The 25,439-nt window shown below is 60.9% G+C and carries 21 protein-coding genes and 1 pseudogene; 8 read left to right on the top strand and 14 right to left on the bottom strand.

What is annotated here, in order from left to right:
• Positions 1-141 precede the first annotated feature (141 nt).
• The gene (locus JI744_RS15030; RefSeq protein ID WP_202661960.1) at positions 142-1,146 is read right to left on the bottom strand and encodes a bile acid:sodium symporter family protein; all 1,005 of its coding nucleotides are present in this window, start codon (positions 1,144-1,146) and stop codon (positions 142-144) included.
• A complete protein-coding gene (locus JI744_RS15035; protein WP_202661961.1) occupies positions 1,146-2,201 on the bottom strand; it encodes an ABC transporter ATP-binding protein in 1,056 nt (351 codons plus the stop codon). Before JI744_RS15035 ends, JI744_RS15030 begins: the two co-directional genes overlap by 1 nt.
• A gap of 343 nt (positions 2,202-2,544) precedes the next feature.
• Here JI744_RS15035 and JI744_RS15040 point away from each other — a divergent pair, with 343 nt between their 5' ends.
• The 6 genes and pseudogenes from JI744_RS15040 to JI744_RS19145 form a co-directional block, all read left to right on the top strand.
• Positions 2,545-4,281, top strand: coding sequence for a gamma-glutamyltransferase family protein (locus tag JI744_RS15040; protein WP_202661962.1), 1,737 nt, complete (start codon positions 2,545-2,547; stop codon positions 4,279-4,281).
• A gap of 12 nt (positions 4,282-4,293) precedes the next feature.
• Positions 4,294-5,172, top strand: a complete 879-nt coding sequence (locus JI744_RS15045; RefSeq protein WP_202661963.1) for a carbohydrate ABC transporter permease — start codon at positions 4,294-4,296, stop codon at positions 5,170-5,172.
• Positions 5,172-6,053 (top strand): carbohydrate ABC transporter permease, encoded by an 882-nt coding sequence (locus JI744_RS15050; RefSeq protein ID WP_202661964.1) that lies wholly within the window; start codon positions 5,172-5,174, stop codon positions 6,051-6,053. Before JI744_RS15045 ends, JI744_RS15050 begins: the two co-directional genes overlap by 1 nt.
• Before the next feature lie 43 nt (positions 6,054-6,096).
• On the top strand, positions 6,097-7,377 hold the full coding sequence (locus JI744_RS15055; protein ID WP_202661965.1) for an ABC transporter substrate-binding protein: 1,281 nt from the start codon (positions 6,097-6,099) through the stop codon (positions 7,375-7,377).
• A gap of 93 nt (positions 7,378-7,470) precedes the next feature.
• Positions 7,471-8,157, top strand: coding sequence for a FadR/GntR family transcriptional regulator (locus JI744_RS15060; protein WP_202661966.1), 687 nt, complete (start codon positions 7,471-7,473; stop codon positions 8,155-8,157).
• A 61-nt stretch (positions 8,158-8,218) separates the two neighbouring features.
• Positions 8,219-8,383, top strand: a pseudogene (locus JI744_RS19145) (transposase); the annotation flags it as partial.
• Between the two features lie 443 nt (positions 8,384-8,826).
• Here the strand turns inward: JI744_RS19145 and JI744_RS15070 are convergent.
• The 12 genes from JI744_RS15070 to JI744_RS15125 all read right to left on the bottom strand — a co-directional run bounded on the left by JI744_RS15070 (position 8,827) and on the right by JI744_RS15125 (position 21,931).
• Positions 8,827-10,296: an aldehyde dehydrogenase family protein gene (locus tag JI744_RS15070; protein ID WP_236019480.1), complete on the bottom strand. Its 1,470-nt coding sequence runs from the start codon at positions 10,294-10,296 to the stop codon at positions 8,827-8,829.
• Between the two features lie 90 nt (positions 10,297-10,386).
• On the bottom strand, positions 10,387-10,803 hold the full coding sequence (locus tag JI744_RS15075) for a hypothetical protein (RefSeq protein ID WP_202661967.1): 417 nt from the start codon (positions 10,801-10,803) through the stop codon (positions 10,387-10,389).
• 4 nt (positions 10,804-10,807) lie between these two features.
• Entirely contained in the window at positions 10,808-12,418 is a 1,611-nt protein-coding gene (locus JI744_RS15080; RefSeq protein ID WP_202661968.1) for a GMC family oxidoreductase, read from the bottom strand.
• Between the two features lie 207 nt (positions 12,419-12,625).
• Positions 12,626-13,372 carry an SDR family NAD(P)-dependent oxidoreductase gene (locus JI744_RS15085; RefSeq protein ID WP_202661969.1) on the bottom strand — a complete coding sequence of 249 codons (747 nt, stop codon included), beginning with the start codon at positions 13,370-13,372 and terminating at the stop codon, positions 12,626-12,628.
• Between the two features lie 49 nt (positions 13,373-13,421).
• Positions 13,422-14,147: a GntR family transcriptional regulator gene (locus JI744_RS15090; protein WP_202661970.1), complete on the bottom strand. Its 726-nt coding sequence runs from the start codon at positions 14,145-14,147 to the stop codon at positions 13,422-13,424.
• Between the two features lie 74 nt (positions 14,148-14,221).
• Positions 14,222-15,337, bottom strand: coding sequence for an ABC transporter ATP-binding protein (locus JI744_RS15095; RefSeq protein WP_202661971.1), 1,116 nt, complete (start codon positions 15,335-15,337; stop codon positions 14,222-14,224).
• Between the two features lie 20 nt (positions 15,338-15,357).
• Positions 15,358-16,149, bottom strand: coding sequence for an ABC transporter permease (locus tag JI744_RS15100; protein WP_202661972.1), 792 nt, complete (start codon positions 16,147-16,149; stop codon positions 15,358-15,360).
• Positions 16,150-16,158: 9 nt separating this feature from the next.
• Complete coding sequence (locus JI744_RS15105; protein WP_202661973.1) at positions 16,159-17,067, bottom strand: ABC transporter permease; 909 nt, start codon at positions 17,065-17,067, stop codon at positions 16,159-16,161.
• A 13-nt stretch (positions 17,068-17,080) separates the two neighbouring features.
• Positions 17,081-18,742, bottom strand: coding sequence for a choline dehydrogenase (locus JI744_RS15110; RefSeq protein ID WP_202661974.1), 1,662 nt, complete (start codon positions 18,740-18,742; stop codon positions 17,081-17,083).
• Positions 18,743-18,765: 23 nt separating this feature from the next.
• Positions 18,766-19,641, bottom strand: coding sequence for a 4-hydroxy-tetrahydrodipicolinate synthase (dapA, locus tag JI744_RS15115; RefSeq protein WP_202661975.1), 876 nt, complete (start codon positions 19,639-19,641; stop codon positions 18,766-18,768).
• 30 nt (positions 19,642-19,671) lie between these two features.
• Complete coding sequence (locus JI744_RS15120; RefSeq protein ID WP_202661976.1) at positions 19,672-20,706, bottom strand: proline racemase family protein; 1,035 nt, start codon at positions 20,704-20,706, stop codon at positions 19,672-19,674.
• A 70-nt stretch (positions 20,707-20,776) separates the two neighbouring features.
• Positions 20,777-21,931, bottom strand: a complete 1,155-nt coding sequence (locus JI744_RS15125) for an ABC transporter substrate-binding protein (RefSeq protein ID WP_202661977.1) — start codon at positions 21,929-21,931, stop codon at positions 20,777-20,779.
• A gap of 195 nt (positions 21,932-22,126) precedes the next feature.
• Between JI744_RS15125 and JI744_RS15130 the strand changes: the two genes are divergently transcribed.
• Together JI744_RS15130 and JI744_RS15135 are read left to right on the top strand one after the other, a co-directional pair.
• Positions 22,127-23,584 carry an aldehyde dehydrogenase family protein gene (locus tag JI744_RS15130; protein WP_202661978.1) on the top strand — a complete coding sequence of 486 codons (1,458 nt, stop codon included), beginning with the start codon at positions 22,127-22,129 and terminating at the stop codon, positions 23,582-23,584.
• 159 nt (positions 23,585-23,743) lie between these two features.
• Positions 23,744-25,324, top strand: coding sequence for a GMC family oxidoreductase (locus JI744_RS15135; RefSeq protein WP_202661979.1), 1,581 nt, complete (start codon positions 23,744-23,746; stop codon positions 25,322-25,324).
• Positions 25,325-25,439 lie beyond the last annotated feature (115 nt).

The following is a 25,439-nucleotide window of genomic DNA, read 5'->3' on the forward strand; positions in this document are numbered from 1 at the left end:
CTGTCCTGCAAAGCGTGACGCCGTGGGCGGCGCGGCGGTCCTGACCGAGCGAACCTGACACTCGCAGGCGAAGTTGGCAAGTCATGCGTCGTATGACATTAAGATGAGTCGGCGCGCCCGGCGCAACCCCAAGCGGCCCTGCTAGACTTGCGACTCTGCCCATTTCTTCGCAGAAAACCTCTGGGAAATCGCCGCACAGCTCAGCAGCTGGATCATGTGATAGGCCATGAGTGGCAGCACCACAGCCCCCAACACTGCATGTGGAAAGATCGAGGCGGCGATGGGTAACCCGCTTGCTAGGCTCTTGGTCGATCCGCAAAACAGCGCGGCAATGCGGCTTTGGGCATCCATTCCCGACGCCCGTGCCAGGAATGTAGCCAGCCCCAGAACGACAAGTAGCAGCGCCGCCATAGCCGCGACCATGATCACGATCTGCATCGCAGGAACTTCGGACCAAAGACCCGATGCGGTTCCGGCGCTGAAGGCCGAATAGACGATCAGCAGAATGGAACCCCGATCCACCAGAAGGGTCATAGCCCGCCTGCGCTGCAGCGCAGGCCCGATCCATGGGCGCACGATCTGCCCGGCGACAAAGGGCAGCACGATCTGCACGACGATCCTCAGGACGGCGTCAAAGCTGATCTCGACCTGATCGCTTGAAATCAGGGCAGCGGCGAGAAGTGGCGTCAGGGCTACACCGGCAAAATTGGAGATCGATGCCGCGCAGATCGCGCCCGCGACGTTGCCATTCGCAATCGAGGTAAACGCGATCGAAGATTGCACGGTCGACGGCAGAATCCCGAGGAACACGATCCCCATCAGGATTTCCGGTCGCAACACACCCCCGGCAAGTCGGGACAGGACTATACACAGCAACGGGAACAGAACAAAGGTCACAAGCGCCACGAAGACCTGCAGTTTCCAGTCCAAGAACCCCGCGCGTATCGCTCGCGGCTCCAGCTTGGCGCCATAAAGGAAGAACAAAAGCGCGATTGCCACATACGTGACCCTGCCAAGAACCGCCGCTGCGGCGCCTGACGCTGGCAGTAACAGCCCCAAGGTCATCGCGCCCAGAAGCATAATCATATAGGGGTCGATACCAACCTTCTTGCCGAATACAGCGAACACCTCTCTGCCTCCCGCCATCAGTTGCGCAGCGCAAGCGTTGTCTGGGCGTCAAAGAGGTGAACGGCGCCTGCTTCGGGCGCGACCGTCAGCACATCACCCGGCGACGCGCGGACACGCTCCCTCGCGATCACTACAACCGGCTTGCCCGCAATGCTCCCGAAGACTTGGGTCTCCGCGCCGGTTGGTTCGATCACCGAGACCTTCATGGGAATGCCTTCGGGCGCCAGCGCCAGGTTCTCAGGCCGGATGCCATAGACCGCTGCGCCACGGAATACGGTCGTGGCCGATCCCAGTGGTAGAAAGGTGCCATCCGCAGCTCGGAAGCCTTGGTCCGTCATCGCGCCTTCGATAAAGTTCATTGAAGGAGAGCCGATGAACCCGGCAACGAACATATTGTCCGGCCGGTCATAAAGATCGAGTGGTGTGCCAACCTGTTCTACGCGCCCTTCGCGCATCACCACGATCTTGTCGGCCATGGTCATCGCTTCGATCTGGTCATGAGTCACATAGATCGTCGTCGTGCGCAGGCGCTGATGCAGGCTCTTGATCTCGGCCCGCATATGCACACGCAGTTTCGCATCAAGGTTGGAAAGCGGCTCATCGAACAGAAAGACTTCCGGGCTGCGCACTATGGCACGACCCATCGCAACCCGCTGCCGCTGCCCACCCGACAACTCGCGCGGGTAACGGTCCAGCAGCACGTCGAGTGCGAGACTCTTGGCGACGCTATCGACCTTGGAGGCGATCGTTGGCGCCTTCTCACGCCTCAACCGCAACGAGAACCCCATATTCTCGCGCACCGTCATGTGGGGATAAAGCGCGTAGTTCTGGAAGACCATAGCGATGTCGCGATCCTTCGGCAGATCGTCGTTCACCCTTCGGTCGCCGATGAAAATGTCGCCGCCCGACACATCCTCAAGTCCGGCGATCATCCGCAAAAGCGTGGACTTACCACAACCGGACGGACCGACCAGAACGACGAAACTGCCGTCTTCGATATCGACATCCACGCCATGCAGGGTCCGAAGTGTGCCGTATTTCTTCTCTAGTCCAGCAACGGTCACTGAAGCCATGTAGCCCTCCTGTCTCATCTGTTCGTCTCTGCCCAGTCTCATCATCACCCCCAAAGGGTCAGGCTGGGACGCGAAATTCAGCAGAACATACCATATATAACCAATAATGCTATAGGTATTGTGATGTTCTTGATGGGCAATGGCAATCATACAGATGCTGGTGGCGGCAAATCTACAATTATTCCTTTAAATATAGCATGTTCTGAAAGACTAGTGCGGAAACTTCTGTAGACCTTTATGACATATTCAGAACCATATAGAACATTGGTTCTTATTGATCTTGACTGAGTCTGGTGTCTGTGCCTTACTGCCGCCTATAGAACTGCAAGAGGGATACTCACTCATGGCATCGCGCCCAACACTCTACGGAACCCGGCACGCTGTCTCAGCGGGCCATTACCTTGCCTCTGCTGCGGGATTTGCGATCCTTGAGGCCGGGGGGAATGCGGTGGATGCGGGCTGCGCTGCGGGTATCGCGCTTGGGGTGCTCAACCCGCATGACGTCAAGTTCGCCGGTGTCGCCCCAATCATGATTCGCATGCAGGGCCAGGAGGTCAAAACGATCGACGGCCTTGGCATCTGGCCGCGCCGAATCCCCGCCGATCTCTTCATGCGCGAGCATGGTGGCTACATGCCGCTTGGCATCCTGCGAACCGTCGTGCCGGCGGCACCGGATGCCTGGATCACCGCGCTGCGCGACCATGGCACCATGACCTTCGGCGAAGTCGCCGCGGCGGCGATCCGCTATGCCCGCGAAGGCTTTGGCGTCTACGACCACATGCGCAGCTTCATCGCCGACGAAGAGGTGGACATGCGCAAGATGCCCGCCAATGCCGCGATCTATCTGCCCGGCGGGCGGGTGCCGGATCTGGACGAAAAGTTCATCCAGACCGATCTGGCCAACACGATCCAGTACATGGCCGATCAGGAGGCGGTGGCCAAGGGCGATCGGATCGCGGGGCTGGAAGCCGCTCGGCACGCATTCTATGTCGGCGACATCGCCCGGCAGGTGGTCGCTTTCCACGAGGCGAACGGCGGCTATCTGCGCCGCGACGACATGGCCGACTTCCGGTCTCGCTATGAACCACCGGTCAAACTGCGCTGGCGCGACATGGAGGTCTACAGCTGCGGCCCGTGGTGTCAGGGCCCCGTCGTCGTGCATGCCCTCAAGATGCTCGAGAAGGCCGGGCTTGACGGGCTGTCGCACAACAGCCCCGACTACATCCACCTTGTGATCGAGGTGTTGAAGGCGGCGTTCGCAGATCGCGAATATCGCTACGGCGATCCGGCATTTGTCGACGTAAACCTCGAAGAGCTGTTCTCGGACGCGCATATCGCCGAACGTGTTGCGGCGATTGACCGCAAATGGGCGATGGCGGACATGCCCGGCCCCGTCGGCCCTACGCCGTGCGGTCTTGACTGGCTGGATTCGGCACGCGAGCGGAACGAGGCCATCGCAGGAGGGCCGTCTTCGGCCGCGCCGCAGAAACGCGTGCACGACACAAGCTATCTGTGCGTCATCGACCGTTGGGGTAACGCCTTTTCCGCGACCCCGTCGGATGGCAACTGGGCCGCGCCGATCGTGCCGGGCACCGGGCTGATGATTTCGACGCGGGGCGTGCAGTCAAAGACCGATCCGCGTCATCCTTCAGGTGTTGCACCCGGCAAGCGCCCGCGGCTGACGCCCAATCCCGCCCTTGCCACAAGGGATGACGGGTCGGTGCTGGTCTTTGGCACGCCCGAGGGTGACATGCAGACACAGGCCATGCTGCAGGTCTTCCTGAACGCCTTCCATTTCGGAATGGATCTGCAGGTCGCCATCGAGGCGCCGCGCTTTGCCACCTACAGCATGCCAACCACCTTCCAGCCCCCGGAGCATTTCCCGGGGCAGGTCAATCTGGAAAACCGCATCCTTGCGGAAACCGGCGACGCGCTGGAACGGCTGGGCCATCAGGTCGTCTGGTGGCCGGACTGGATCCGCAAGGCGGGAGCAGTCGAAGCCATCTTCCTTGACAAGTCGACCGACTTTCTGCGTGCAGGCGCCGATCCGCGTCAGCCCGCCTATGCCATCGTAAATTGAGGGGTGCATAGCATGGCGCAATCCTCACCAAGACGGGCATCGGCACTCGCGTGGTTCGGGCCTGTCATCGCACTGCTAGTCATCGTGATGATCTATCCGACGATCCAGCTCTTCCGTGTCAGCCTGAGCCAGACCGAGTTCTTCGATCCTGTCGCCTTCGTCGGACTGGAGAACTTCCGCTATGTGCTGAGCGATCCGGATTTCTGGGCCGAGGCGCGTATCACCGCGGAATTCGTTGCCGGCAGCCTGAGTCTTGCGCTGGTCTTTGGCGTCCTGACGGCGGTGATCCTGCAATCGCTTGGCGGCAAGGCGGCGGCAATCTTTCGCACGATCCTTCTCCTGCCGTGGACGCTGTCCATGACGGTGGTCGGCTGCCTCTGGCTCTGGCTTCTGAACCCGTCCTATGGACCCGTCCGCTATCTGCTCTCGCTTGCCGGCTATGACACAGGATTGCTTCTTGGCGATCCGGATCTTGCGATCTGGCTGATCGTCGGCGCCTCGGCCTGGTGGTCCTTTCCCTACGCGATGGTGCTGGTCACGGCCGCCCTGCAGAGCATTCCGAAAGAGCTTTACGAAGCGGTCGAGATTGATGGCGGCTCGGCCCTTGCAAAGTTCCGATTTGTCACATGGCCCCACATCATTCCCACGCTCGGCAGCACCGCTCTGGTGCTGTGCATCATGTACGTCACGCTGGTCAGCCTGATCGTCGTGATGACAGGCGGCGGTCCGCTGGGCGAAACCACGACCTTCAGCCTGGCGATTTACAAGGAAACCCTCAATTCGATCGACATCGCACCGGCGGCCGTCATCTCGATCATCGTGCTGATTGCAAACCTCGTCCTCGGGATCGGCTACAGCGTCCTCTCGGCGCGCATCAAGAGGAGCAAATGATGAGCGCGGCATCCCAAGCGACGGCCGGTCTGACGCGCAGCAACAAGGGCTTGCGCCGCTGGCTTTCGGCAAGAGTTCCGATGACGGTCTCGATCGTCATTACCCTGCTGGTCCTTGCCCCACTGATCTGGGCGATCTCCACCGCGCTCAAATCCGAGGTGGAGGCGGTGGCCTATCCGCCGGCGTTCTGGCCCTCACAGATCACCTTCGAGAATTTCGCACGGGTGCTGAACGGCCAGAACTTCCTGACCGAACTTTGGAACTCGGTCTGCTATTCGTTCGGCGGCGTGTTTCTGTCGATCCTTGTATCCGCACCCGCAGCCTACGCCGCCGCGCGCTTTGACATTCGCGGCAAGACTGCGCTGCTGCTCCTGATCCTCGGCAGTTCGATGATCCCGACGGTCGCGCTGCTGGTCCCGATCTTTGGTATCCTTGAAAAGTTCGGAATGGTGAACTCGGCCCTTGCGATCATCGTCATCGAGGCCGCCCGCACCGCGCCGCAGAATATCTGGTTCATCCGGAGCTTCATCGAGGCCGTGCCCAAGGAGATCGAGGAAGCCGCCTTCATCGATGGAGCGACGCGCCGGCAAACCTTCTTCACCGTCGTCCTGCCCCTGATCAAACCCGGACTCGCCGCGACCTCGATCCTCAGCCTGATCACGGTCTGGAACGACTATCTGACCGTTGCGGTCTTTGCCCCGGAGTCGTCCAGCCGGACGCTGCAGGTTGCAATCGTGAACCAGGTTCTCGATTCAAACGGCATCTCCTGGTCCTACATGATGGCCTTCGTCCTCGTCGCATCGGCGCCCGTCGTGACGATCTTCCTTGCCTCGCAACGCTGGTTTGTCAGCGGCCTGATGGCCGGCGGGGTCAAGGGCTGAACTGCCCACACACGAAACTACTTACCAACAGAGGAGACAGACCATGCTTACAAGACGTCGCATAGGCGCATCGGCAGTGCTTTCGATGGCACTGCTTGCGATGACCGGAGCGGTGCAGGCTCAGGACATCGAACTGACCTATTCCACCTTCCTTGACCCCGCGAACGACACCGACCCGCGCGTTGCCGCCCAAGCCGAAATGCTGGCAAAGTTCGAAGAGCTGCACCCGGGCGTAAAGGTCAAGATCCTTGTCGACCCGACCGCGGCAAACCTTGCGCGCGGCCTCAAGAGCGGGTCCGGCGAGCCAGACATCGGCCGGGTCACCAGCTACAGCCTTCCCGAGCTTGTGCTGACCGGCAATGTGGCCGAGCTTGACGGGCGCATCGCGGCCGACGGGATCGAGAACGACGACTGGCTGCTGCCGCTTGAGACCGCGAAATTCAACGGTCACTTCTACGGCATGCCGCAAGACTTCCGCATTCCCCTTCTGATGTATCGGGCGGGCCTGCTTGAAAAGGCCGGGGTTGCAGCGCCGACCACTTGGGACGAGGTCTGCGCAACGGGCAGCAAGCTGACGGGCGACAATCTGATCGGTTATGCGGTTCCGCTTGGCAACAGCGGCGGGCTGGGCGGCGCCCAGGCACTTGGTGAATACGTTCTCAGCACGATGCTGGCGCCCGACGGCAAGTATTTCGCCGAAGACGGACGCGAGATTGCCTTCTCGCGCGAGACGTTCGTCCGTGCAGCGCAGACGATCAAGGAACTCTACAAGACCTGCGGCACGACGCCCGAGACCTCGCTTCAGTTCGGATACAGCGAAGTGCATGACGGTCTTCGGGCCGGCACCGTGGCCATGGCAACCTTCGGCCTTGCCCGGTTCCGCGCGCTGGTTGCGCAAGGCGCCGGCGACGATCTGCACTGGGCGCCCGCACCGTCCTACAGTGCCGACGACAAGCAGACCGTCTTCGGCTTCCGTGTCGTGCTGAACGCCAACAGCGCCCACCCCGACGAGGCATGGGAACTGATCAAGTTCGCGACCGGCCCCGAAGGTCAGGCCATTCTTGCAAAGGGTGGCGAGGTCGTCGCCCGGAAATCCGCCTATGACGCCCCCTACTTCAAAGATCCCGCAGCCCAGCGGCAGAAGGACTGGGCAAAACTGGTCGTCGAACGCGGTCAGGTCGTGTCCTATTCGGTCATCCTGACCAAGTTTCACGAGATCGTCGGCGAAGCCCTTCAGCGCATGGTCCTGCGCGACGGCAGCCCCGAAGATGCCTATGACGAGGTGATCAGCAGCTACGAACGGGAACTTGCCCGGGTGAAGTGACCCTAGCAAATCAGATCCTGTTGTGATGCGCCCGCTTGCAGTGACAGCCGGGCGCATTGCATTATCTCAGCCTCAAGCCAAGGCAAAGCAAGAATGACTTTTACACCGACTACTGGCAGCGTGTCTCGTATCCTTGAGGAGCTTCGCACGCAGTTCGATGCATCTGAAAGCGAGATCCTCGCCGACGGCAGGCTTCTGCCAGAGCGGGAACTAATGGAGGTTCTCGGCGTCGGTCGAAGCACGCTTCGCCAAGCGCTGGAAATCCTTGAGGGCGAAGGTCTTATCGTCAGGCGGCAGGGCCATGGCACCTTCCTGAGACAGGCGGCGCCGACGACCCCTGCCATTACCGCTGATCTGTCGGTCAGGACAAGTCCCGCCGAAATTCTGGAAGTGCGCGCCGGGCTTGAGCCGATCTTGGCACGGCTGGCGGCCATGCGGGCGACACCGATGATGATCCGCAGGATGCAGCAGTTCAACCAGAACGGCGCCGATGCGAAATCGGGGCGTGACTTTGAAAAGTGGGATGGGCTTCTGCACTATGAAATCGTCCGCGCCTCAAACAACGAACTCTATCTTGCGTTCTTTGAACAGCTTAACGCCGTGCGCATGGAGCAGGGTTGGGCGCGACTCAAGGATTCCACCTTCTCGCCGGAAGTTCACGCCAGACTGGTGTCAGAGCACAGCCGGATCGTTGATGCTATCGCGCAACGTGACGCGGATCGCGCCGCAGATGCGATGGCACAGCATATCCGGGGCGTCACCAGCGTCTTCGGGCTGTAGCACATTGATCTGATCCCCGGAAATTGGGCCGTTTGAAGTTGGAGTTTTCCACTACGCTTTCCTGGCTGGGCGAGGAGCGGGGTCGGATGCCCCAAAGACATTCATCATCAAGCAGCGCGAAGACGGAACGCAGGTCGCGGAAATCTGCCGGAAGGCAGGGATCAGCAAGGCCACCCAATTCATCTGGAGGAACAAGTATACCAGTCTGCTTCCGACCGAGTTGAAGCTGACGTTGCCACCGCCCAAAGGAAAAAGGAATCCGCACATGCCTCGACCCAGCTATGAGGCCTTCCGCATAGCTTAGAGGTGGATCAATTCTAGATGGACAACCCGGGTCAGTTCCATACGGAAATCAACACTGGTATCTTCGATCTGGCTGCCACGGTCACAGTAAACTCTTCCCGCTGATAACGCCGCCAGCAGCAGAACGTCGGAGCCCTCGCAGAGCAGCACGACCGCTCCTTACCTTTACTCCGGCGGCGGCAACTGCATGAGGGATGGCACATAGACGGCTTTGGCATGCTTGCGGTTCCAGCGGGCGATGATGCCCCGGAAGCCCCAGGATGCCGCTATGCTCTCGTCTCGATCGAGCAGGAAAATACCGCCATCAAGGTCGGTGATCTTGCCCGTAAGAGAAAGCTAGCTCATTGCAGTCAACGTAAGTTGCCGTCACTTAATGTACCACCCCCATGGGTCGTTGCTGACCAGCCGGGTGATCTGTTTGGTTTCCAGATAGTTATCCAGCCCCCAACGCCCCAGCTCGCGCCCGATGCCCGACTGTTTGTAGCCGCCCCAGGGGGCCTCTGTGAAGGTGGGCTGCGAACAGTTGATCCAGACGATCCCGGCGCGGAAGGCCGCCGCGACCCGCTCGCACCGCGCGTCATCGGCCGACATCACCGCCGCCGCCAGACCAAAGCGAGAGTCATTGGCCAGTGCGATGGCCTCATCCTCGGTGTCAAAGGGGCGAATGCAGACCACCGGGCCAAAGATTTCCTCGACCCATGCGTCGGCCGTCAGGGGCACATCGGTCAGCACGGTGGGCGCGACCCAAAACCCCTTGCCCCGCCCCGCAACCTTGCCACCGCAGGCGACCGTCGCGCCCTGTTCCACGGCACGCTCGATATGGCGCAGCACATCGTCATACTGCCCCTTGTTGACCAGCGGTCCCAGCAGGGTGCCGGGTTCCAGACCGTTGCCGATGCTGATCTTGCCCGCCTCTTCCACCAGCCGCGCCAGCAGGGGCGCATAAAGCGCGCGTTCGACCAGCACTCGGCTGGTGGCCGAACAAACCTGCCCCTGGTTCCAGAAAATGCCGAACATGATCCATTCGACGGCCTTTTCTATGTCGCTGTCGGCAAAGACGACAAAGGGCGATTTGCCGCCCAGTTCCAGCGACACGCGTTTGATGTCGCGCGCGCCCGCCGCCATGATGCGCGACCCCACCGGGCCGGACCCGGTAAAGGCCACCTTGTCCACCTGCGGATGGTCGATCAGCGCCTGCCCCACCACCGACCCCTTGCCCGACAGCACGTTCAGCACCCCCGGCGGCAGACCCGCCGCCGTGGCAATCGCCCCCAGCTCCAGCGCGGTCAGCGAGGTGGTCTCGGCCGGTTTCAGAACCATGGTGCAGCCAGCGGCCAGCGCGGGGGCGACCTTCCACGAGGCCATCAGCAGGGGATAGTTCCATGGCACGATCGCCACGGCGACGCCCAAGGGTTCGCGCACCGCCTTGGCGGTGAACCGCCCGTCGGCCAGGGCGATGGGTTCCACCTCCCCATCCAGTTCCTCGGCCAGATCGGCGTAATAATCGAAACAGCCCGCCGCATCGCCCAGATCCCATTCCGCCTCTGGCAGGGGCTTGCCGTTGTCGCGCACCTCCAGCCGGGCCAGTTCGGGCAGACGGTCGCGGATGCCTTGGGCCATGGCGCGCAGGTAGACCGCGCGTTCCTTGCCGGTCAGGCGCGGCCAGGGGCCATGGTCGAATGCGGCGCGGGCGGCGGCCACGGCGGCCTCGGCATCGGGGGCGGTGGCGGCGGGGATGTGGTGAAACACCTCCTCGGTCGCCGGGTCGATCACCGGCAGGGTGCCGCCCTGAACCGGGGCAACCCATTGACCGTTGATGAAAAGCTGTGTCTGCATGATTTCCTCAGATATGGTCAATCTGCCCGACCTCGCAGGCAAGAGCAGATTTTGGTCCTGTGTGGGTGCTCTTGGGGCCCCGATGATTTTTCATGGTGCACCGCGATTGTTTTCCATGACCGGATCAAGAATGCCCGTCATGTACTCGTCTGCAAAATCGCTGACGCCCGCGGGATTTCTCCGCTCAAGCGGATAGTTCAACGCAAGCAGGACATCGCGGGCCATATAGTAAGCGCCGCTGATCATCCGTGAAAGCAGGGCGAAGTTGGCTGGAACGCATTCGGCATAAATCTTTACCCCGGCCAGATCGCTAAAATCGGGTAGATCGCTGATCGACTTGGTCAGGCTCTCTTGCGATGCCCCGCTGGCGCCGGCTGCGACCTGCAGCAGACGGTCGATCTCCGGCACGGTCGAGAACGCCGGCTTGCTGCCGCCGGCAGGCATCAGAATATCTCCAAGCTGCTTCAATCGCGACAGTTCAGCATCAGTCAAGTTGGGTTTCATCATCGCATCACCCTATGAAATCGCGCTTGGTTTCAATGATGTGCTCGGCGGTCCGCAAAGCCCATGCGGCAATTGTCGCCGTTGGGTTAACGGCGCCACTGGTCACCATAACGCTGCCATCTACAATGAATAGATTGGGCACTTCATGCGCCCTGCCCCAGCGGTCGACCACTGATTGGCGGGGATCGTTACCGCAGCGCGCGGTCCCCAGAAGATGGCCCGGCTGCTCGGTCCACAGACGGTGACGGAAGATGTGCTTTGCCCCCGCCGCCTGATGCATCTCGACCATGCGATCCAGCATGTAGTCGATGCTTTTCCAACTATTCTCGCTGATCCGGTAATTCACCTTAGGTGCCGGAATGCCATCGCTGTCCTTCAGATCGGGATCCAGCGAGATACAGTTGCTCTCTTCAGGCAAGTCCTCGATATTGGCTGCCCAAGACAGGGCGTGGCCTGCATAGCGGTCGAGATGGTGGATAGCCTGCCCCCAGCGCTCTTCAAACGGGAGGTCATCAAATTCGCGCAGGACCGAAAGCACACCCGGGCGCGGCATCAGGTTCATCTTGGCGCCGCGATAAAACCCACGTGCGGCGTCGGTCTCGTAGAATTGGAGCGAATACATCAGCTGACCCGCAGGTCCGCGCCAACCTTCTACGTCGTCATCATAAAGGCCCACCGCCTCGGTATTCGGGTGCAACATCAGGTTTTTGCCGACCAAGCCCGAGCCGTTGGCAAGCCCGTCGGGGAACGCGGCAGATTTGGACAGTTGTAAAAGCCGCGCAGTGCCGATGCCATTGGCCGCCAAAATGACGATGCGCGCCTTTTGCAGGTGCTCAGCCCCGTTGCGGTCGATCCAGATTGCGCCCTCGGCATTGCCCTTTGCGTTCACAGTCACCTCGCGCACGCGGGCACCAGTGACCAGCCGTGCCCCGGCAACCACCGCATGGGGCCAGTAGCCCAGATCAAACGACGCCTTGGCGCCTGCGGGACAGCCGGACTCGCAGACACCCCAACGCACGCATTGGGCGAGATTCTTGTGCTTGAAGGTCGGAATGGCCTGCGTCCCAGGCCACCAGTGCCAGCCAAGGCCATTCATTGCCTGCGCCATCCGGACGCCGCCCTTGCCCAGCGGGTGGGGCGGCATCTCATAATCCTGCGGCGGATAGGCCGGATCGCCCCCAAGGCCCGCAACACCCAGAAAGGCGTCGATGCGGCTATAGAAGGGCTCAAGCTCCTCATACGAGATCGGCCAATCATCGCAAATGCCGTCCTGCGTGCGCAGCCGAAAGTCTGATGGCTTCAGCCGCAACCAGTGGGCACCGAACAGAATGCTCGAACCACCAACCGCACCAAACATGATCGGACTCAGATCGGACTCGCTGACGTTCAGCGGATAATCGGCGGGGCGCTGGCGCGTGTTCGGATTGGGATTCCACTGGGTCTGCTGCAGCAGTTCATACTCTGGTCGATTGCCGGGATAATCGTTCGGGCTCATCCAGTCGCCCTGCTCAAGGCAGACCACGCTCATGCCCGCCATCGCCAGCGTATGGGCGGCGACGGAACCTGATGGCCCGGCGCCGATGATCAGAACATCAACATCTTCCAGCGTCTTGGTCATATCCCGTCCCTGTCAGAGCCTGCGGCAGCGGCGGCCGCGCGGCAGTGTGTTGCATTGCGCCTATGCCCTCAAATCAATGCTGACACAATGTCGACTATGTGTCCACAATGATTCTTGATACTAGAATTCCACCTCGACAAGGGGTGCGGATCTAGTGGCGTCGTAATCCAGATAGTGCCCGCGCAGCGCCTGAAGAACCGATCTGGGTCAGATGTCGGCCCATCCGCCATCAACCCGCAAGTCAGCGCCGTTGATATAGCTCGCACGGGAGCTAGCGAGAAAAGCGAAGGTCTCCGCGATCTCCTCGGGACGTCCAAGTCTGCCTGCGACGGTCAGACCAGCCTCGAAGGTCTTGGCATCGGCGACGACCTGGGGGTCGGACGAAAACTTGTCAAAGATCGGGGTGTCGATCGGCCCAGGCGCTACGCCGTTGACCCGAATGCCCCGCGGCGCGAGTTCGGCCGCAAGCGTTCGCACGACGGATCGCAGCGCGGCTTTGGTTGCCGAATAGACAAGCTGGCCGGGGATTCCCAGGACGTCATTCGCGCTGGTAGTGAACAGAATTACGCCGCCGGACTGCATGAAAGGCAGGCAGGTCTGTGCGGTGAAAATCGCCCCCTTGAGGTTGATGTCAATCTCGCGATCAAAGGTTGCCTCGTTAACTTCGGCGATCCGAGAAGTCAGGCAGACGCCAGCATTGCAGATCAGCACATCGACACGCCCGCCAGTGGCCTTGATACGGTCCGCCAGCGCCGACAGCAGCACCGGACGGCCAACGTCAATGGCAAGCCCCTGCGTCCCCCCCCCGATACTGGCGACAGCGGCATCCACCCGCCCCGGATCGTTGCCAATCAACAGCACCTCGGCCCCCTGCGCCGCGAACAGTTTTGCCGTGGCCAGACCAATCCCGGTCGTACCTCCGGTTACGACAACCTTTTTGCCCGAAAAGTCCATCTGACCCTCTTGCTATGCGCCGCCCGTTTTGGCGGCTGTGCTTCGGGCCTTAGCCCGACGATTTAACGGTGACGTCAGCAAGTTCTGACGACATGACATGCCGCAGAACACGCTTGCGAAACAGAACGGCATGTTCATAGCCCAGCCGCTCTGCCCGATCCGCATCCCTGGCTTCGATGGCAGCCGTGATTTCGGCATGTTCATCGGCCAGCGAGGCGCGACCGTCACCCTGAGGCATGATTTCGAACGAGTAATTCATGTGCATCAGTCGCTTGCCTTCATCCAGCAGGCGACCATACAGCATGGCGAAATACTTGTTCCGACCGGCCTCGGCGATGGCCATATGATATTCGTAGTTCGCAGCCAGCATCTCGGACAAGTTGGAAGCCGCCTGATACTCGGCAAATTTTCCCTGATAGGTGCGGATCTTTTCAAGATCGGTGGCGGTGCGATGGGTGGCGGCCAGCCGAGTAACGGCCCGCTGCGTCAGTTCCAGGGCATCGAGAAAAGCTGGCAGCATGCCAATGTCGAGGTTTGACACGATCGTGCTGCGGTTTGGAAGAACCGTCACCAGCCCCTCGCCTGACAGCCGCACAATAGCCTCGCGGATGGGCGAACGTGACATGCCGAAACGTTTGGACAGGCTGACCTCGTCCAGCACCTCACCGGGCCTCAGCACCATGGTCAGGATCTCATGGCGCAATGTCTCATAGGTGGTTGAGGCGCTGCTGCCACGCGGGCCGCGAACGATCTCGGTCTCTTCTGCCTCATCCATGCGCTGATCCTCTGTCCCGCCAGCCTTCTGAACTGACTTTGTGACACGGGCGGCACGTGCTCGCAAAGCCTGTGTCATGCGGTCAACACTGCAACGGCAGCCTCGCTCCACTTCAGATGAACCTTCTGGCCCATAGCCAGTGGGAGGGCATCCGGCGGGCGCACGGTTTGCGACCGCATTTCAGTGCCGTTGTCCAGCCTTGCGGTATAGACTACCCGGCTGCCGATCGGTTGAATCTGGGTGATCTCGGCCAAAGCGCCGTTGATCTCCGGCGCAGTGCCAACGGTGCTGTCGCTCAGGCTCACGGTCTCTGGTCGGATCGAAACGTGAACTTTTTGTCCATCTGCAAGCCCCTTGGGCAGGTGCGATGCCCGCATGCGGCCCGCCAGTCCCTCCAGCACGGCATCATCGCCCGCCCCGCTGCGCACTTCGGCCGGCAAGATATTCGTTTCGCCAAGAAACTTGGCCGCGAACAGCGAGACAGGATGAAAATAGAGCTCGTCTGGTGTGCCCAATTGTTCGATCCGCCCATGGTTCATCAATACGATCCGAGATGACAGGATCATCGCCTCGTCCTGATCATGGGTCACATAGACAAAGGTAGTGCCGGTTTCGCGCTGAATGCGCTTCAACTCGGACAGCATGTGATGCCGGATCTTCAGGTCAAGTGCGGCCAGAGGTTCATCCAGCAACAAAAGCTGCGGCTCGTTGGCAAGCGCGCGGGCCAACGCGACACGCTGCGACTGCCCGCCTGAAAGTTCGTGAATCCAACGGGTCGCCATCGTGTCCATCTGGACCATCTTCAGCATCCGGCCGACGCGTTCGTTAATTCTTGCCGCTGGCCAGTTCTTCAGCCGAAGACCGAAGGCAACATTGTCGAAGACATCCAGATGTGGAAACAGCGCATAGCGCTGAAAGACCATGTTGATCGGGCGCTTTTCAGGCGGAAGCCGACGCATGTCGGCCCCCCGCAGTTGCAGGCTGCCCGCCGTCGGGTCCTCGAAACCGGCGATGATCCGCATCAGCGTGGTCTTGCCGCAGCCAGAGGGGCCAAGGAACGTCAAGATTTCTCCCTCGCGCACATCAAGATCAATGTCGCGCAGCGCCGTAAAGGTGCCGAACTTCTTTTCAAGACCCTGCATCGAAATGATCGACGTCCGGTCCGGCACGGGAAGAGTTTGGGTGGACATGGCCGCCTCCATTCACAATCTCATTCGTTTTCCGCACGGCGCGCCTGAGCGCGGCGGCGTTGCATCAGGAAGAAAAGGCCGCCCAGCAGCAGGCTTGCAAGTGACAGGCCCATTGCCAGAACCGAGGCCGCGTTGATGGTCGGGTTCACAGTGCGCCGCATCATCGACAGGATGTAAAACGGGAGGGTATTCTTTTCACCCACGACAAAGACAGTGATCACCACCTCGTCGAAGGACAGCGCAAAGGACAACAGCATCCCCCCCATCAGCGTCGGGAAAAGGATCGGCAGGGTCACCAGCCGGAAGGTCTGCACGGGCGTCGCCCCCAGATCACGAGCAGCCTCTTCAAGGCTTGCGTCGAAGTAGGCGACCCGCGACCGGACCGTCTCGATGAAGAACGGCAGCGTGAACAGCGTATGCGCGATGGTCACGGTCCAAAGCGAGCGGTAGATTCCCAGTCGCTCGAACAGGGCCAGAAGGGCAATGCCAAGAAACAGGCCGGGCAAGGCAATCGGCGCGAAGGTCAGCATGTTGAATGTGGCCAACGACCGCTTCGGCAGACGCGGCAGGGCAAGGGCCGCAAGCGTGCCAAGTATTCCCGTCAACACCGACGCCGCAACCGCAACGATGGTCGAATTTTTCAGCGCCGCAAGGAATTGCGGATCGTCCAGAATAGCCCTGAACCACTTCAGGCTGAAACCCTCGAAGGGAAAGCTCAACGCTGGGGAGGAGTGGAAGGCAAACAGCGTGATAACAGCCAGCGGGCCGAACAGGAACAGCAGGTAAAGCCAGACATAGGTGCGCAGGACCATGGGAACCTCTCAGGCTTTCTCTTGAGTCGGCAGGGTCGGATGAAAGCGGAGACCAGGGGACAGCCGTCCAAGCCGCATCGACTGCGCCACAAGGAAGTAGGCGAACAGAAAGACCCCCAGCAGGATGAAAGCCAGCGCCGCACCAAAGGACCAGTTGCCGGTCTGGCGGAACTGGTTCGAGATCAGCAGACCCGTGGTCACCCCCTCACGCCCCCCCAACAGTTGCGGGCTGATGAAGTCGCCGGCGGCAAGGATGAAGGTGAACATGAACGATCCGACGATCCCCTTGTAGGCCATGGGTACCACCACCCGCAGGAAAGACTGCCGCCAAGACGCCCCCAGATCGCGGGCCGCTTCCAGATAATCGGTCCGCACGTTGCGCAGCGCGCTGAGTAAGAGAAGCAGAGTGAATGGCACGAACAGATGCACCAGCGTCACGATCACCGCCGTGCGGCTGAAGATCAGGAACGACAGCGGCTGATCGATCATGCCAAGCTGCATCAGTGTCGAGTTGATCAGTCCCGAGGTGCCAAGAATCGTCCGCCACGCATATATCCGAACCAGATAGCTGGAGAACCAGGACAGCAGAACAGCATAGAGAATGGCGTTCGATCGGGTCCGGTAGGCGATGTACCAAGCCACCGGAAAGCTGAGGGCTACCGAAAAAACCGCCGTCCATGCGCCGATCCAGACGCCGTTCCACATCGACAGCCACATCCCGGCATTGCCGAGTGCGCGCAGATAGTTGCTTAGCGTCAGCGTTGGCGTGATCTGGAAGCTGCGCGAGATCCAGAAGCTGTAGACAAGCAGCACCGCCGCCGGAACGACGAAGAAGATCACCAGAAACACTGCGGTCGGCGCGGCAAGCGCAAGGCCGCTGCGCTGACGGCGATCAAAGGAGGGGAAGGACCATCTCATCCATGTCTCCGGTTCAGGCGGGTTCGTGAAGGGGGGCACCAGTCGGAACCGGCACGTCGGCAGGTGGCAGGCTGCGACCAAGGATAAGGTCGGCAGCCCTCTCGGCAATCATGATCGTCGTGCAGTTCGTGTTGGCCGAAACAATCGATGGCATGACCGAGGCGTCGACAACCCGAAGCCCCTCAATCCCATGGACGCGCAGGCGTTCGTCCACCACCGACATGCGGTCGCGTCCCATCTTGCAGGTGCCAGACAAATGAAAGTCGCCGTTGGTATGTTCGCGCAGATATTCATCAATCTCGGCCCGGCTCTGCAACCTGCCGTTCGGCTCCATCTGGGTCACGCCAAGCCCGCCATGGGCCTGTTGTGATGCAATGTAGCGCCCCATTTCAACCGATTTCCGCATCTGGTTGAGGTCATGGTCGGTCGACAGGAAATTCGACAGAATGCGCGGCCGTGACCTGGGGTCGCTGGAGCCAAGCCGAACCCAGCCGCCACGTTCGATCCGCGTCGGCCCGATGCAGTAGGTGAATCCGTGCAGTCCGGGTTTCACGCCATAGTCATGGTCCATCACCACGGGCAGAAACTGAATCTCGATGTCAGGGTGGGGCACCGACGGATCAGATCGCATCATCGCCACGGTCTCGACGTTGTTTGAGGCCCCCGGCCCACTGCGGGTCGTGATCCAGCGCGCGCCGGTAAGGGCCATCAGATCAGGACGCATATAGCGGCTCATCGACACTGGCTTGTCGATGCGAAATTTCATGTAGACAAGCGGGTGATCCTGCAGGTTCTCGCCGACGCCGGGCAGATCGACTCGCGTCTTGATCCCGTGCTCGGCCAGTTGCGCCGCCGGGCCGATGCCTGACAGCATCAGGATCTGCGGCGAGTTGATCGCGCCGGCCGACAGGATCAGTTCCCGCCCCGATCGCGCTTCATGGTTCTCTCCGCTGCGGCTGAAGCGGACGCCCGCCACACGATTGCCCTCGACGATCAGGCCCGTGGTCAGCGCGCAATCCAGCACTGTTAGATTTTTGCGCCCTGCGTTCGGGCGAAGGTAGGCCTCTGCCGAAGATGACCGCACGCCGTTGCGGACATTGGTTTGCAGGGCAGCAAAGCCCTCCTGCTGGCGACCGTTGATGTCGTCACTGATCGGAAAACCTGCTTGCTGCCCGGCCTCAAGGAAGATCTCATAAAGCGGGCAATCAAGGCTGCCGCGCTTGACGCCGACCGGACCCGACCCGCCGCGATACTGGGTTTCGCCACCTTCCCATGTTTCAAGCTTCTTGAAGTAAGACAGCACCTCGCGCCAGGACCATCCCGCCGCGCCTTCTTCTACCCAGCGTTCGAAGTCGAGCGCATGGCCGCGCAGGAACACCATCCCGTTGATTGAGGACGATCCGCCCAGAACCTTGCCGCGGGGCTGAAAGACACGACGGTTGTTCAACGTCGGCTCAGGCTCTCCCTCATACATCCAGTTGTATTTCGGGTTACGCCAGACATGATCGAAAGCGGCGGGCATCTCGATCTTCCAGTAGTCGAGTATGCCGCCCCGGCTCGGCCCTGCCTCAAGTAGCAGGACCGAGATATCTGGGTTTTCCGAAAGGCGCGCAGCTACAGTGCAGCCGGCTGAACCGCCGCCCACCACGATGTAGTCATATTCGCTGGCCGTCATTGCGCGCCTCCTCAGTTTCTGCCTCAGGCCGTTGCGATTTCGAAGGCTTTGCGGAACCCGGCCTTTTCAGCATCGGTCAGCGGCATCAGCGGCATGCGCGACGGGCCGCAAGGGATGCCCGCCAGTTCGCAGCCATACTTGACCTTCTGCACGAACTTGCCCGTCTCAAGGCTGGACATGGCGGCGTAGAGCTTGCGCATCACGGCCTGCGCGCCGGCGATGTCGCCGCGGGCATGGGCGTCGACCATGGCCACGGTCTGCTTGGGGAAGCAGTTCGCCGGTCCGCAGATCCAGCTGCCCGCACCCCAGATCAGGAAGTCGAGCGCCACGTCGTCCGAGCCGCAGCTGAGCTGATAGCTGTCGCCGTAGCGGGTCTTGATGTCGATGGCGCGCGCCAGCGAGCCCGAACTTTCCTTGACCGCGATGACGCGCGGATCGTCCTTGAAGGCATCCATCACCTCGAACCCCACTTCGACACCGACACGGGGCGGGTAGTTGTACAGCACCAGATCGACCGGCACGGTGTCGATGATCTTGCGGTAATGGGCGGTAAGCTCTTCCTGGCTGGGCAGCGAGTAATAGGGCGGGGCCAGCAGCACGGTGTCATAGCCCAATTCCGCCGCGACGCGGACGTTGCCGATGACTTCGCGGGTCGACCCGGCATTGCCGCCGGCGATCAACAGGACGCGGTCGCCGACGACCTCCTTGACGAACTTCAGGACCGAGGCCTTTTCCTCGCTGTTCATCGCGTAATATTCGCCGGTCGATCCCAGTGGCACGAAGCCTTTCACGCCATTGGCGATCTGATCTTCGATCAGCTTGCCGAAGTTGTCGAAGTCGATGTCCTCCGCCTCGGTAAAGGGGGTGACAAGGGCGGTGATGACGCCTTCAAGTTTCATGATCTGTCCTATTGTCAAAGGGTCGCGGCGTCAGAGCGCGCTGAACCAGGTGTCGGAAAGGGTAAAGCCCTGCTGATAGGGGTCGGTCGGGTCCAAGCCCATCTGGTAGAGGCCCGAGATCCAGGCCTGCCCGGCGATCGAGGGGATCACCGCTTCATAGGGGCCGACCTTGGTGGTCGCCTCGACCTTGCAGGCGAACTCGCTGCCGATGATCGACTCGTGGATGAAGGTCTCGCCTAGGGCCAGCTCGCCGCGCGCATGCAACAGCGCCAGCCGCGCCGAAGATCCCGTGCCGCAGGGCGAGCGGTCGCAACGCCCGGGCGAGACGATGACGGCGTTCTTCGAGCGCACCACGCCGTTCTCGCGTCGCAGAGGGCCGCAGAAGACGGTCTGGGTGATGCCGGGAATGGCGGGGTTTTCGGGGTGTTCGACCTGCAGTTGCTCGGCGGCGGCGGTCTTGATGCGCTGGCCCAGATCGACCAGATCGCGCGCCTCGTCCGGCTTGATCTGCATGCCGACATCGGCGGCATCGACGCAGGTATAGGTCATCCCGCCGTAGGAGATATCGACCCGCAGGCTGCCAAGCCCAGGCACCTCGATCATGGCGTCGCGGTGGTAGACAAAGGCCGGCTGGTTCACCAGCTTGACTTTCAGCACCTTGCCGTCCTTGCACTGGCATTCAACCCGGATCAGCCCGGCCGGCGATTCCAGCACGAGGTTGGTCACAGGCTCCTGCATCGGCAGAATGCCAGTTTCCAGCAACACGGTCGCCACGCACATCGTATTCGATCCCGACATCGCGGGGTATTCGGTGGATTCAAGGATCACAAAGCCCATGTCGGCTTCAGGATTGTTCGACGGCAGGATGATGTTTGCGTTGTGCCAGACCGCGCCCCGCGGCTCAAAAAGCACCATCTTGCGGATCTCGTCGCGCTGCGTCTCAAGGAAGACGCGCTTGTCGAACATGGTCTGCCCGGGAACCTGCCCGACTCCACCGACTATGACCTTGCCGCTTTCGCCTTCGGCGTGGCAATCGACAACAGACAACGTACGCTTCCAGCGCATTGCTCGCTTCCTTCGAAATGTTGGAAAATGGGGGATCCGACCAAGGTCGGATCCCAGTCAGGGAGCGGGATCAGAACCCCAGTTTAAACTCTTCCCACTTTGCAACCCATTGATCATAGGTCGCAAATTCATCAGATTCACGCGGCGGGATGCCCTGCAGCGGCGAGGAGGCAAAAACGGCGTCAAGGTTGCCATAGTCAAAGAGGCCTTTGGTGGCGTCGTCCATCTTGTCCACCGCGGGTTTTTGCACCGTACCGCCGACAACGTTCTTGCAGACATCGGCCTGCGCCTGTGCGCCAAGGGTCGCGTTGATATAAGCATGGGCCAGATCGGTGTTGGTAGCGGCGGTCGGGATGAACCACGCGTCGCACCACATCGCCGCGCCTTCAGCCGGGATGACGTATTTCGTCTCGACGCCCTGCTTGGCGGTTTCGTTCGGGATACCACTCCACCCGCAGAATAGCGCGCCGATCTCGCCATTGACCAAGAGGTTGATCGAGTCGCCGTTCGACGCCGCAAAGACCCGACACTGGGCGCGGTAGGGGTCCATCTGGGCAAAGGCGTCGTCCAGCTCTTCAACCGTCAGGTTCGGGAACTTGTCGCCATAGCCCGCCACCCGAGCGATCATCGGCCAGGTTGCCAGCGTGTCGTCGCCAAAAGCCAGCTTGTCCTTGTATTCCGGTTTGAGAAGGTCGGCGTAGCTCTTGGGCTCGGGCACAACTGCAGGGTTGTAGACCAGCGAGTTCAGGCCCCATATCCACGGCACGCCATGCAACTTGCCATCCCAGAACCAAGTCGGCGCCTTGTAGAAGCCGGCAAAAGTCTCCTCGGCGTTATAATTCGGCAACTTTGACTCATCCAGCGGCGTGGTAATGGCCAGCTCGTCGCCGTAGAAATGGTTGTAACCTTGATTGAACTCGGACACATCGGTGGGCACCGGGGTCGAGCCGACCAGACGCGCATTCACATCGTCCTGCGTGCCGATGATCGACGCCTTGATTGTAATTCCTTCGGAAGCCAGCCAGTCTTTTAGTTCGGTTTCCATGGTGAAGCCTTCCCAGGCCATCACGCTAAGTTCGCCACCCGCCGCCCGGGCAAATCCCGGGAGCATCGGCGCCAAGACGGCACCGCCGGTCAGCGCGGCGGCACCATTGATAAAGCGGCGGCGGGACAGTTTGCCTTCTGCTGCATCGCGGATCTGGTCGGTAGTCCAATGCGACTTCATCGTTTTCTCCCTGTTGAGGACCGCTGTTTATTTTCTTTGGATTTATGCTGACACACTGTCGACAGCCTGTCCACAGTAGAATATCCTAGTTTTGCAAAAGACCGAGAAAGTCGTTCAAGGTCTTGAAATATATATTACTTATTACAAATCAGCCTTCTGTCGGCCCTGCCGATTCGCCTAGCAAAGGAACTCAACATGCTGATTCACGACCCTTGGATTGACGGCCAGACAGCCGATGCCGTCGGGCTGGAGCGAATCATCCGGACGGCGCCCGCCGATGGTACGGTGATCGCTTCGGTCGCGGCCTCAACCCCGGCCACGGTGGATGCGGCGGTGGCAGCAGCGCGGCGCAGTTTTGCCTCGGGCGGCTGGGCCGACATGGCCGGCAGCGAGCGCGCCAAAGTGCTGAGCCGCTTTGCCGATCTGATGGAGCGCGACCTTGAGGCGCTTTCGCGGCTTGAGGCGGTAGAGGCTGGTAAGCCGATCCGCAGCGCAAGGGGCGAGACCAGCTGGGGTGTTGAGTTGGTGCGCTATGCGGCGTCGCTGGCTTGGAATCTCTCGGGCAAGATCTTTGCTGATAACGGGCCGAACAGCATGGGTATGGTTATCCATCGTCCGCGCGGCGTAGTCGGCCTGATACTGCCGTGGAACTTTCCGATCGTCTGTCTTCTGCAAAAACTGCCCTATGCACTGGCGGCAGGTTGTTCAGTCGTGATCAAGCCGGCCGAGCTGACCTCGGGAACGACGCTGATGCTCGCCCGCCTTCTGAAAGAGGCAGGTCTACCCGATGGTGTGATGAACGTGGTGACCGGGCAGGGCAGCGTCGCGGGTGAGGCCCTGTCGACCCACATGGATGTCGACATGATGTCCTTCACCGGTTCGACTGCCATAGGCCGCCGTATTGCCGGTCATTCGGCGCAAAATCTGCGCCCAGTCGCCCTGGAGCTGGGGGGCAAGGGTGCAAATATCGTCTTTGCCGATGCCGATCTGGACTCTGCGGTCGAAGGCGCGGTGGCCGGGTTTACAATCAACAAGGGTGAGGAATGCTGTGCTGGCAGCCGCATTCTGGTCGAAGCCTCTATCGCGGCCGAGTTCTCGGAGCGTGTTGCCCACCGGGCCGCGCAGATCCGCGTTGGCGCGCCCCTGGACGACGACACCGAAATGGGGCCGCTGATCAGCGATACCCAGCTTAAACGGGTGATGGCCTATATCGACAGCGGCAAGAACGAGGGGGCAAAGCTGCTGACCGGCGGCATCCGTCTGACCGGAGAGACCTATGCCAAGGGCCAATATGTCGCGCCGACAGTTTTTGCCGATGTCACCCCTGGCATGCGGATCGTGCGCGAGGAAATCTTCGGGCCAGTCACCACGATCATCCCATTTGAGACCGTCGGCGATGCCATCCGCATCGCAAATAGCACGACCTATGGCTTGGCCAACGGGCTTTGGACGCGCGACCTGAACAAGGCGATGCAGGTCATCCGTGCGCTGGAGAGCGGCACGATCTACGTCAACACTTTCCTTGAAACCATGCCGCAACTGCCGTTCGGCGGCCTCAAAGACAGCGGGCTGGGCAAGGAAAACGGGATCGAAGGGCTGATGGAATTCATCGACACCAAGGCCGCCTTCATCAGGTTGAAAACCAGCCCCTGAAGCGGCTGCGTGCCCCGCACCAGCATTTAAGTGCGGTCAGCTTGCGCGCCATTTCGGCTTACTGCGAAATGGCGCGCAAGTTGCTGATCCATAAATGTACGGCAAGCGCCACCTTCGGTAGATTTCCCCGCTTGCTGATCTCTACGAAAGGATCGCTCCATGTACGACTACATCGTTGTCGGCGGCGGCTCTGCCGGCTGCGTTCTCGCGGCGCGCCTGAGCGAGGACAAGGGGACAACGGTCCTACTTCTCGAGGAAGGCCCGAGCGACCGGAGCCCGTGGATCCACCTGCCCGTCGCGTTCTACAAGACCGCGCAGGGCAATCTGGTCCAGAGTTATCCTTGGGAGCAGGCCGCTATCCAGATTGGAGAGGCGCAACCCAGCATGGTGCAGGCACGGGTGCTCGGCGGTGGCAGTTCGGTCAATGCCATGGTTTACCTGCGCGGCCAGCCCCGTGACTACGACCAATGGGCTGCCTCTGGGGCCGAAGGATGGGGCTGGCAGGAGGTGCTGCCCTACTTCATCCGCTGTGAGTCAAACGACCGTCTAGCGGGCCCCTTGCATGGTACGGACGGCCCGCTTGCCGTTTCGGACCAGGCATTTACCCATCCTATGAGCAAGATCTGGGTGCAGGCCTGTCAACAGGCGGGGCTGACATTCAATCCCGATTTCAACTCGGGGATGCAGGACGGCTGTGGTCTGTACCAGATCAACGCAAGGAATGGCCGACGTTCCAGCGCCGCCATAGCCTACCTGAACCCCGCCAGACGCCGCCGAAACTTGACGGTCAGGGTAAATGCGCGCGCGCTGCGGGTTGTACTTGAGGGGAACCGGGCTGTCGGCGTCGAAGTGCTGGTCCGTGGACGGCGAACGGTGATACACGCCGCCCGCGAAGTCATCCTGGCCGCAGGAGCCATCAATTCCCCGCGGCTGTTGATGCTGTCGGGCGTGGGCGACGCCGACCATCTGCGCCACCACGGCGTCGACTTAGTGCGGCATTTGCCGGGAGTGGGACAGAATCTGCAAGACCATGTCGAAGTTTCAATCATCCACGCCGTGAACGGCCCCCACAGCTATGACAAATACAAGAGATTGCGCTGGCAGGCTGCGGCGGGTTTGGAATACCTGCTGTTCCGACGCGGCCCCTGCACGGCCAACATTGTCGAGGGCGGTGCATTTTTCCAATCATCGCTCAGCGAGGGGCGGCCTGACCTGCAATGCTGTTTCATGCCGGGCGCAGGGATTGAGGCGGGGGTTGGATCCGTTCCAGGTGGCTATGGCACCACGCTGAACATTTGCCAGACCCGGCCACGTTCGGTAGGATCCGTCCAGTTGCGCAGCGCCGACTCCCTTGATGCGCCCAGGATTCAGCCGAACTACCTTCAGGATGACTTCGACCTTCGCGTCATGTGCGAAGGTGTGGAGTTCGGCCGGGAAATCATGTCCCAGCCGGCCATCGCGCGCCACCTGTCCCGAGAACATGCGCCCGGCACAGCTCGCGGGCGCAGCGAGATAGAAACGTATGTCAAACGTCAAGCCCACGGCGCGCTGCACCCAATGGGCACCTGCAAGATCGGCAAAGATGATATGGCGGTCGTGGACAGCCAACTGAGGGTGCATGGCCTCCTCGGCTTGCGGGTCTGCGACAATTCGGTCGGCCCAAACCTAGTATCCTGCAACACGAACGGGGTTGCGATCATGATTGCGGAAAAAGCGGCCGACATGATCAAATCGACCTGAGGTTCCAGTCACATGCTAGTTGCGGAGATCTGTTGCAAGGCACGGATCAGCCAGGCGGCCTATTTCAATTGGAAGAAGACGTATGCCGGCCTGCTGTCGACCGAGATGGAGCTGA

The organism is Fuscibacter oryzae (genome assembly GCF_016765795.1).
Classification (GTDB): Bacteria; Pseudomonadota; Alphaproteobacteria; order Rhodobacterales; family Rhodobacteraceae; genus Fuscibacter; species Fuscibacter oryzae.

What these genes read in the sequence shown, in the direction of transcription:
- JI744_RS15030 (WP_202661960.1), bottom strand. Translation starts at nt 1,146, where the DNA reads ATGGCGGGAGGCAGAGAGGTGTTCGCTGTATTCGGCAAGAAGGTTGGT.
- JI744_RS15035 (WP_202661961.1), bottom strand. Translation starts at nt 2,201, where the DNA reads ATGGCTTCAGTGACCGTTGCTGGACTAGAGAAGAAATACGGCACACTT.
- JI744_RS15040 (WP_202661962.1), top strand. Translation starts at nt 2,545, where the DNA reads ATGGCATCGCGCCCAACACTCTACGGAACCCGGCACGCTGTCTCAGCG.
- JI744_RS15045 (WP_202661963.1), top strand. Translation starts at nt 4,294, where the DNA reads ATGGCGCAATCCTCACCAAGACGGGCATCGGCACTCGCGTGGTTCGGG.
- JI744_RS15050 (WP_202661964.1), top strand. Translation starts at nt 5,172, where the DNA reads ATGAGCGCGGCATCCCAAGCGACGGCCGGTCTGACGCGCAGCAACAAG.
- JI744_RS15055 (WP_202661965.1), top strand. Translation starts at nt 6,097, where the DNA reads ATGCTTACAAGACGTCGCATAGGCGCATCGGCAGTGCTTTCGATGGCA.
- JI744_RS15060 (WP_202661966.1), top strand. Translation starts at nt 7,471, where the DNA reads ATGACTTTTACACCGACTACTGGCAGCGTGTCTCGTATCCTTGAGGAG.
- JI744_RS15070 (WP_236019480.1), bottom strand. Translation starts at nt 10,296, where the DNA reads ATGCAGACACAGCTTTTCATCAACGGTCAATGGGTTGCCCCGGTTCAG.
- JI744_RS15075 (WP_202661967.1), bottom strand. Translation starts at nt 10,803, where the DNA reads ATGATGAAACCCAACTTGACTGATGCTGAACTGTCGCGATTGAAGCAG.
- JI744_RS15080 (WP_202661968.1), bottom strand. Translation starts at nt 12,418, where the DNA reads ATGACCAAGACGCTGGAAGATGTTGATGTTCTGATCATCGGCGCCGGG.
- JI744_RS15085 (WP_202661969.1), bottom strand. Translation starts at nt 13,372, where the DNA reads ATGGACTTTTCGGGCAAAAAGGTTGTCGTAACCGGAGGTACGACCGGG.
- JI744_RS15090 (WP_202661970.1), bottom strand. Translation starts at nt 14,147, where the DNA reads ATGGATGAGGCAGAAGAGACCGAGATCGTTCGCGGCCCGCGTGGCAGC.
- JI744_RS15095 (WP_202661971.1), bottom strand. Translation starts at nt 15,337, where the DNA reads ATGTCCACCCAAACTCTTCCCGTGCCGGACCGGACGTCGATCATTTCG.
- JI744_RS15100 (WP_202661972.1), bottom strand. Translation starts at nt 16,149, where the DNA reads ATGGTCCTGCGCACCTATGTCTGGCTTTACCTGCTGTTCCTGTTCGGC.
- JI744_RS15105 (WP_202661973.1), bottom strand. Translation starts at nt 17,067, where the DNA reads ATGAGATGGTCCTTCCCCTCCTTTGATCGCCGTCAGCGCAGCGGCCTT.
- JI744_RS15110 (WP_202661974.1), bottom strand. Translation starts at nt 18,742, where the DNA reads ATGACGGCCAGCGAATATGACTACATCGTGGTGGGCGGCGGTTCAGCC.
- dapA (WP_202661975.1), bottom strand. Translation starts at nt 19,641, where the DNA reads ATGAAACTTGAAGGCGTCATCACCGCCCTTGTCACCCCCTTTACCGAG.
- JI744_RS15120 (WP_202661976.1), bottom strand. Translation starts at nt 20,706, where the DNA reads ATGCGCTGGAAGCGTACGTTGTCTGTTGTCGATTGCCACGCCGAAGGC.
- JI744_RS15125 (WP_202661977.1), bottom strand. Translation starts at nt 21,931, where the DNA reads ATGAAGTCGCATTGGACTACCGACCAGATCCGCGATGCAGCAGAAGGC.
- JI744_RS15130 (WP_202661978.1), top strand. Translation starts at nt 22,127, where the DNA reads ATGCTGATTCACGACCCTTGGATTGACGGCCAGACAGCCGATGCCGTC.
- JI744_RS15135 (WP_202661979.1), top strand. Translation starts at nt 23,744, where the DNA reads ATGTACGACTACATCGTTGTCGGCGGCGGCTCTGCCGGCTGCGTTCTC.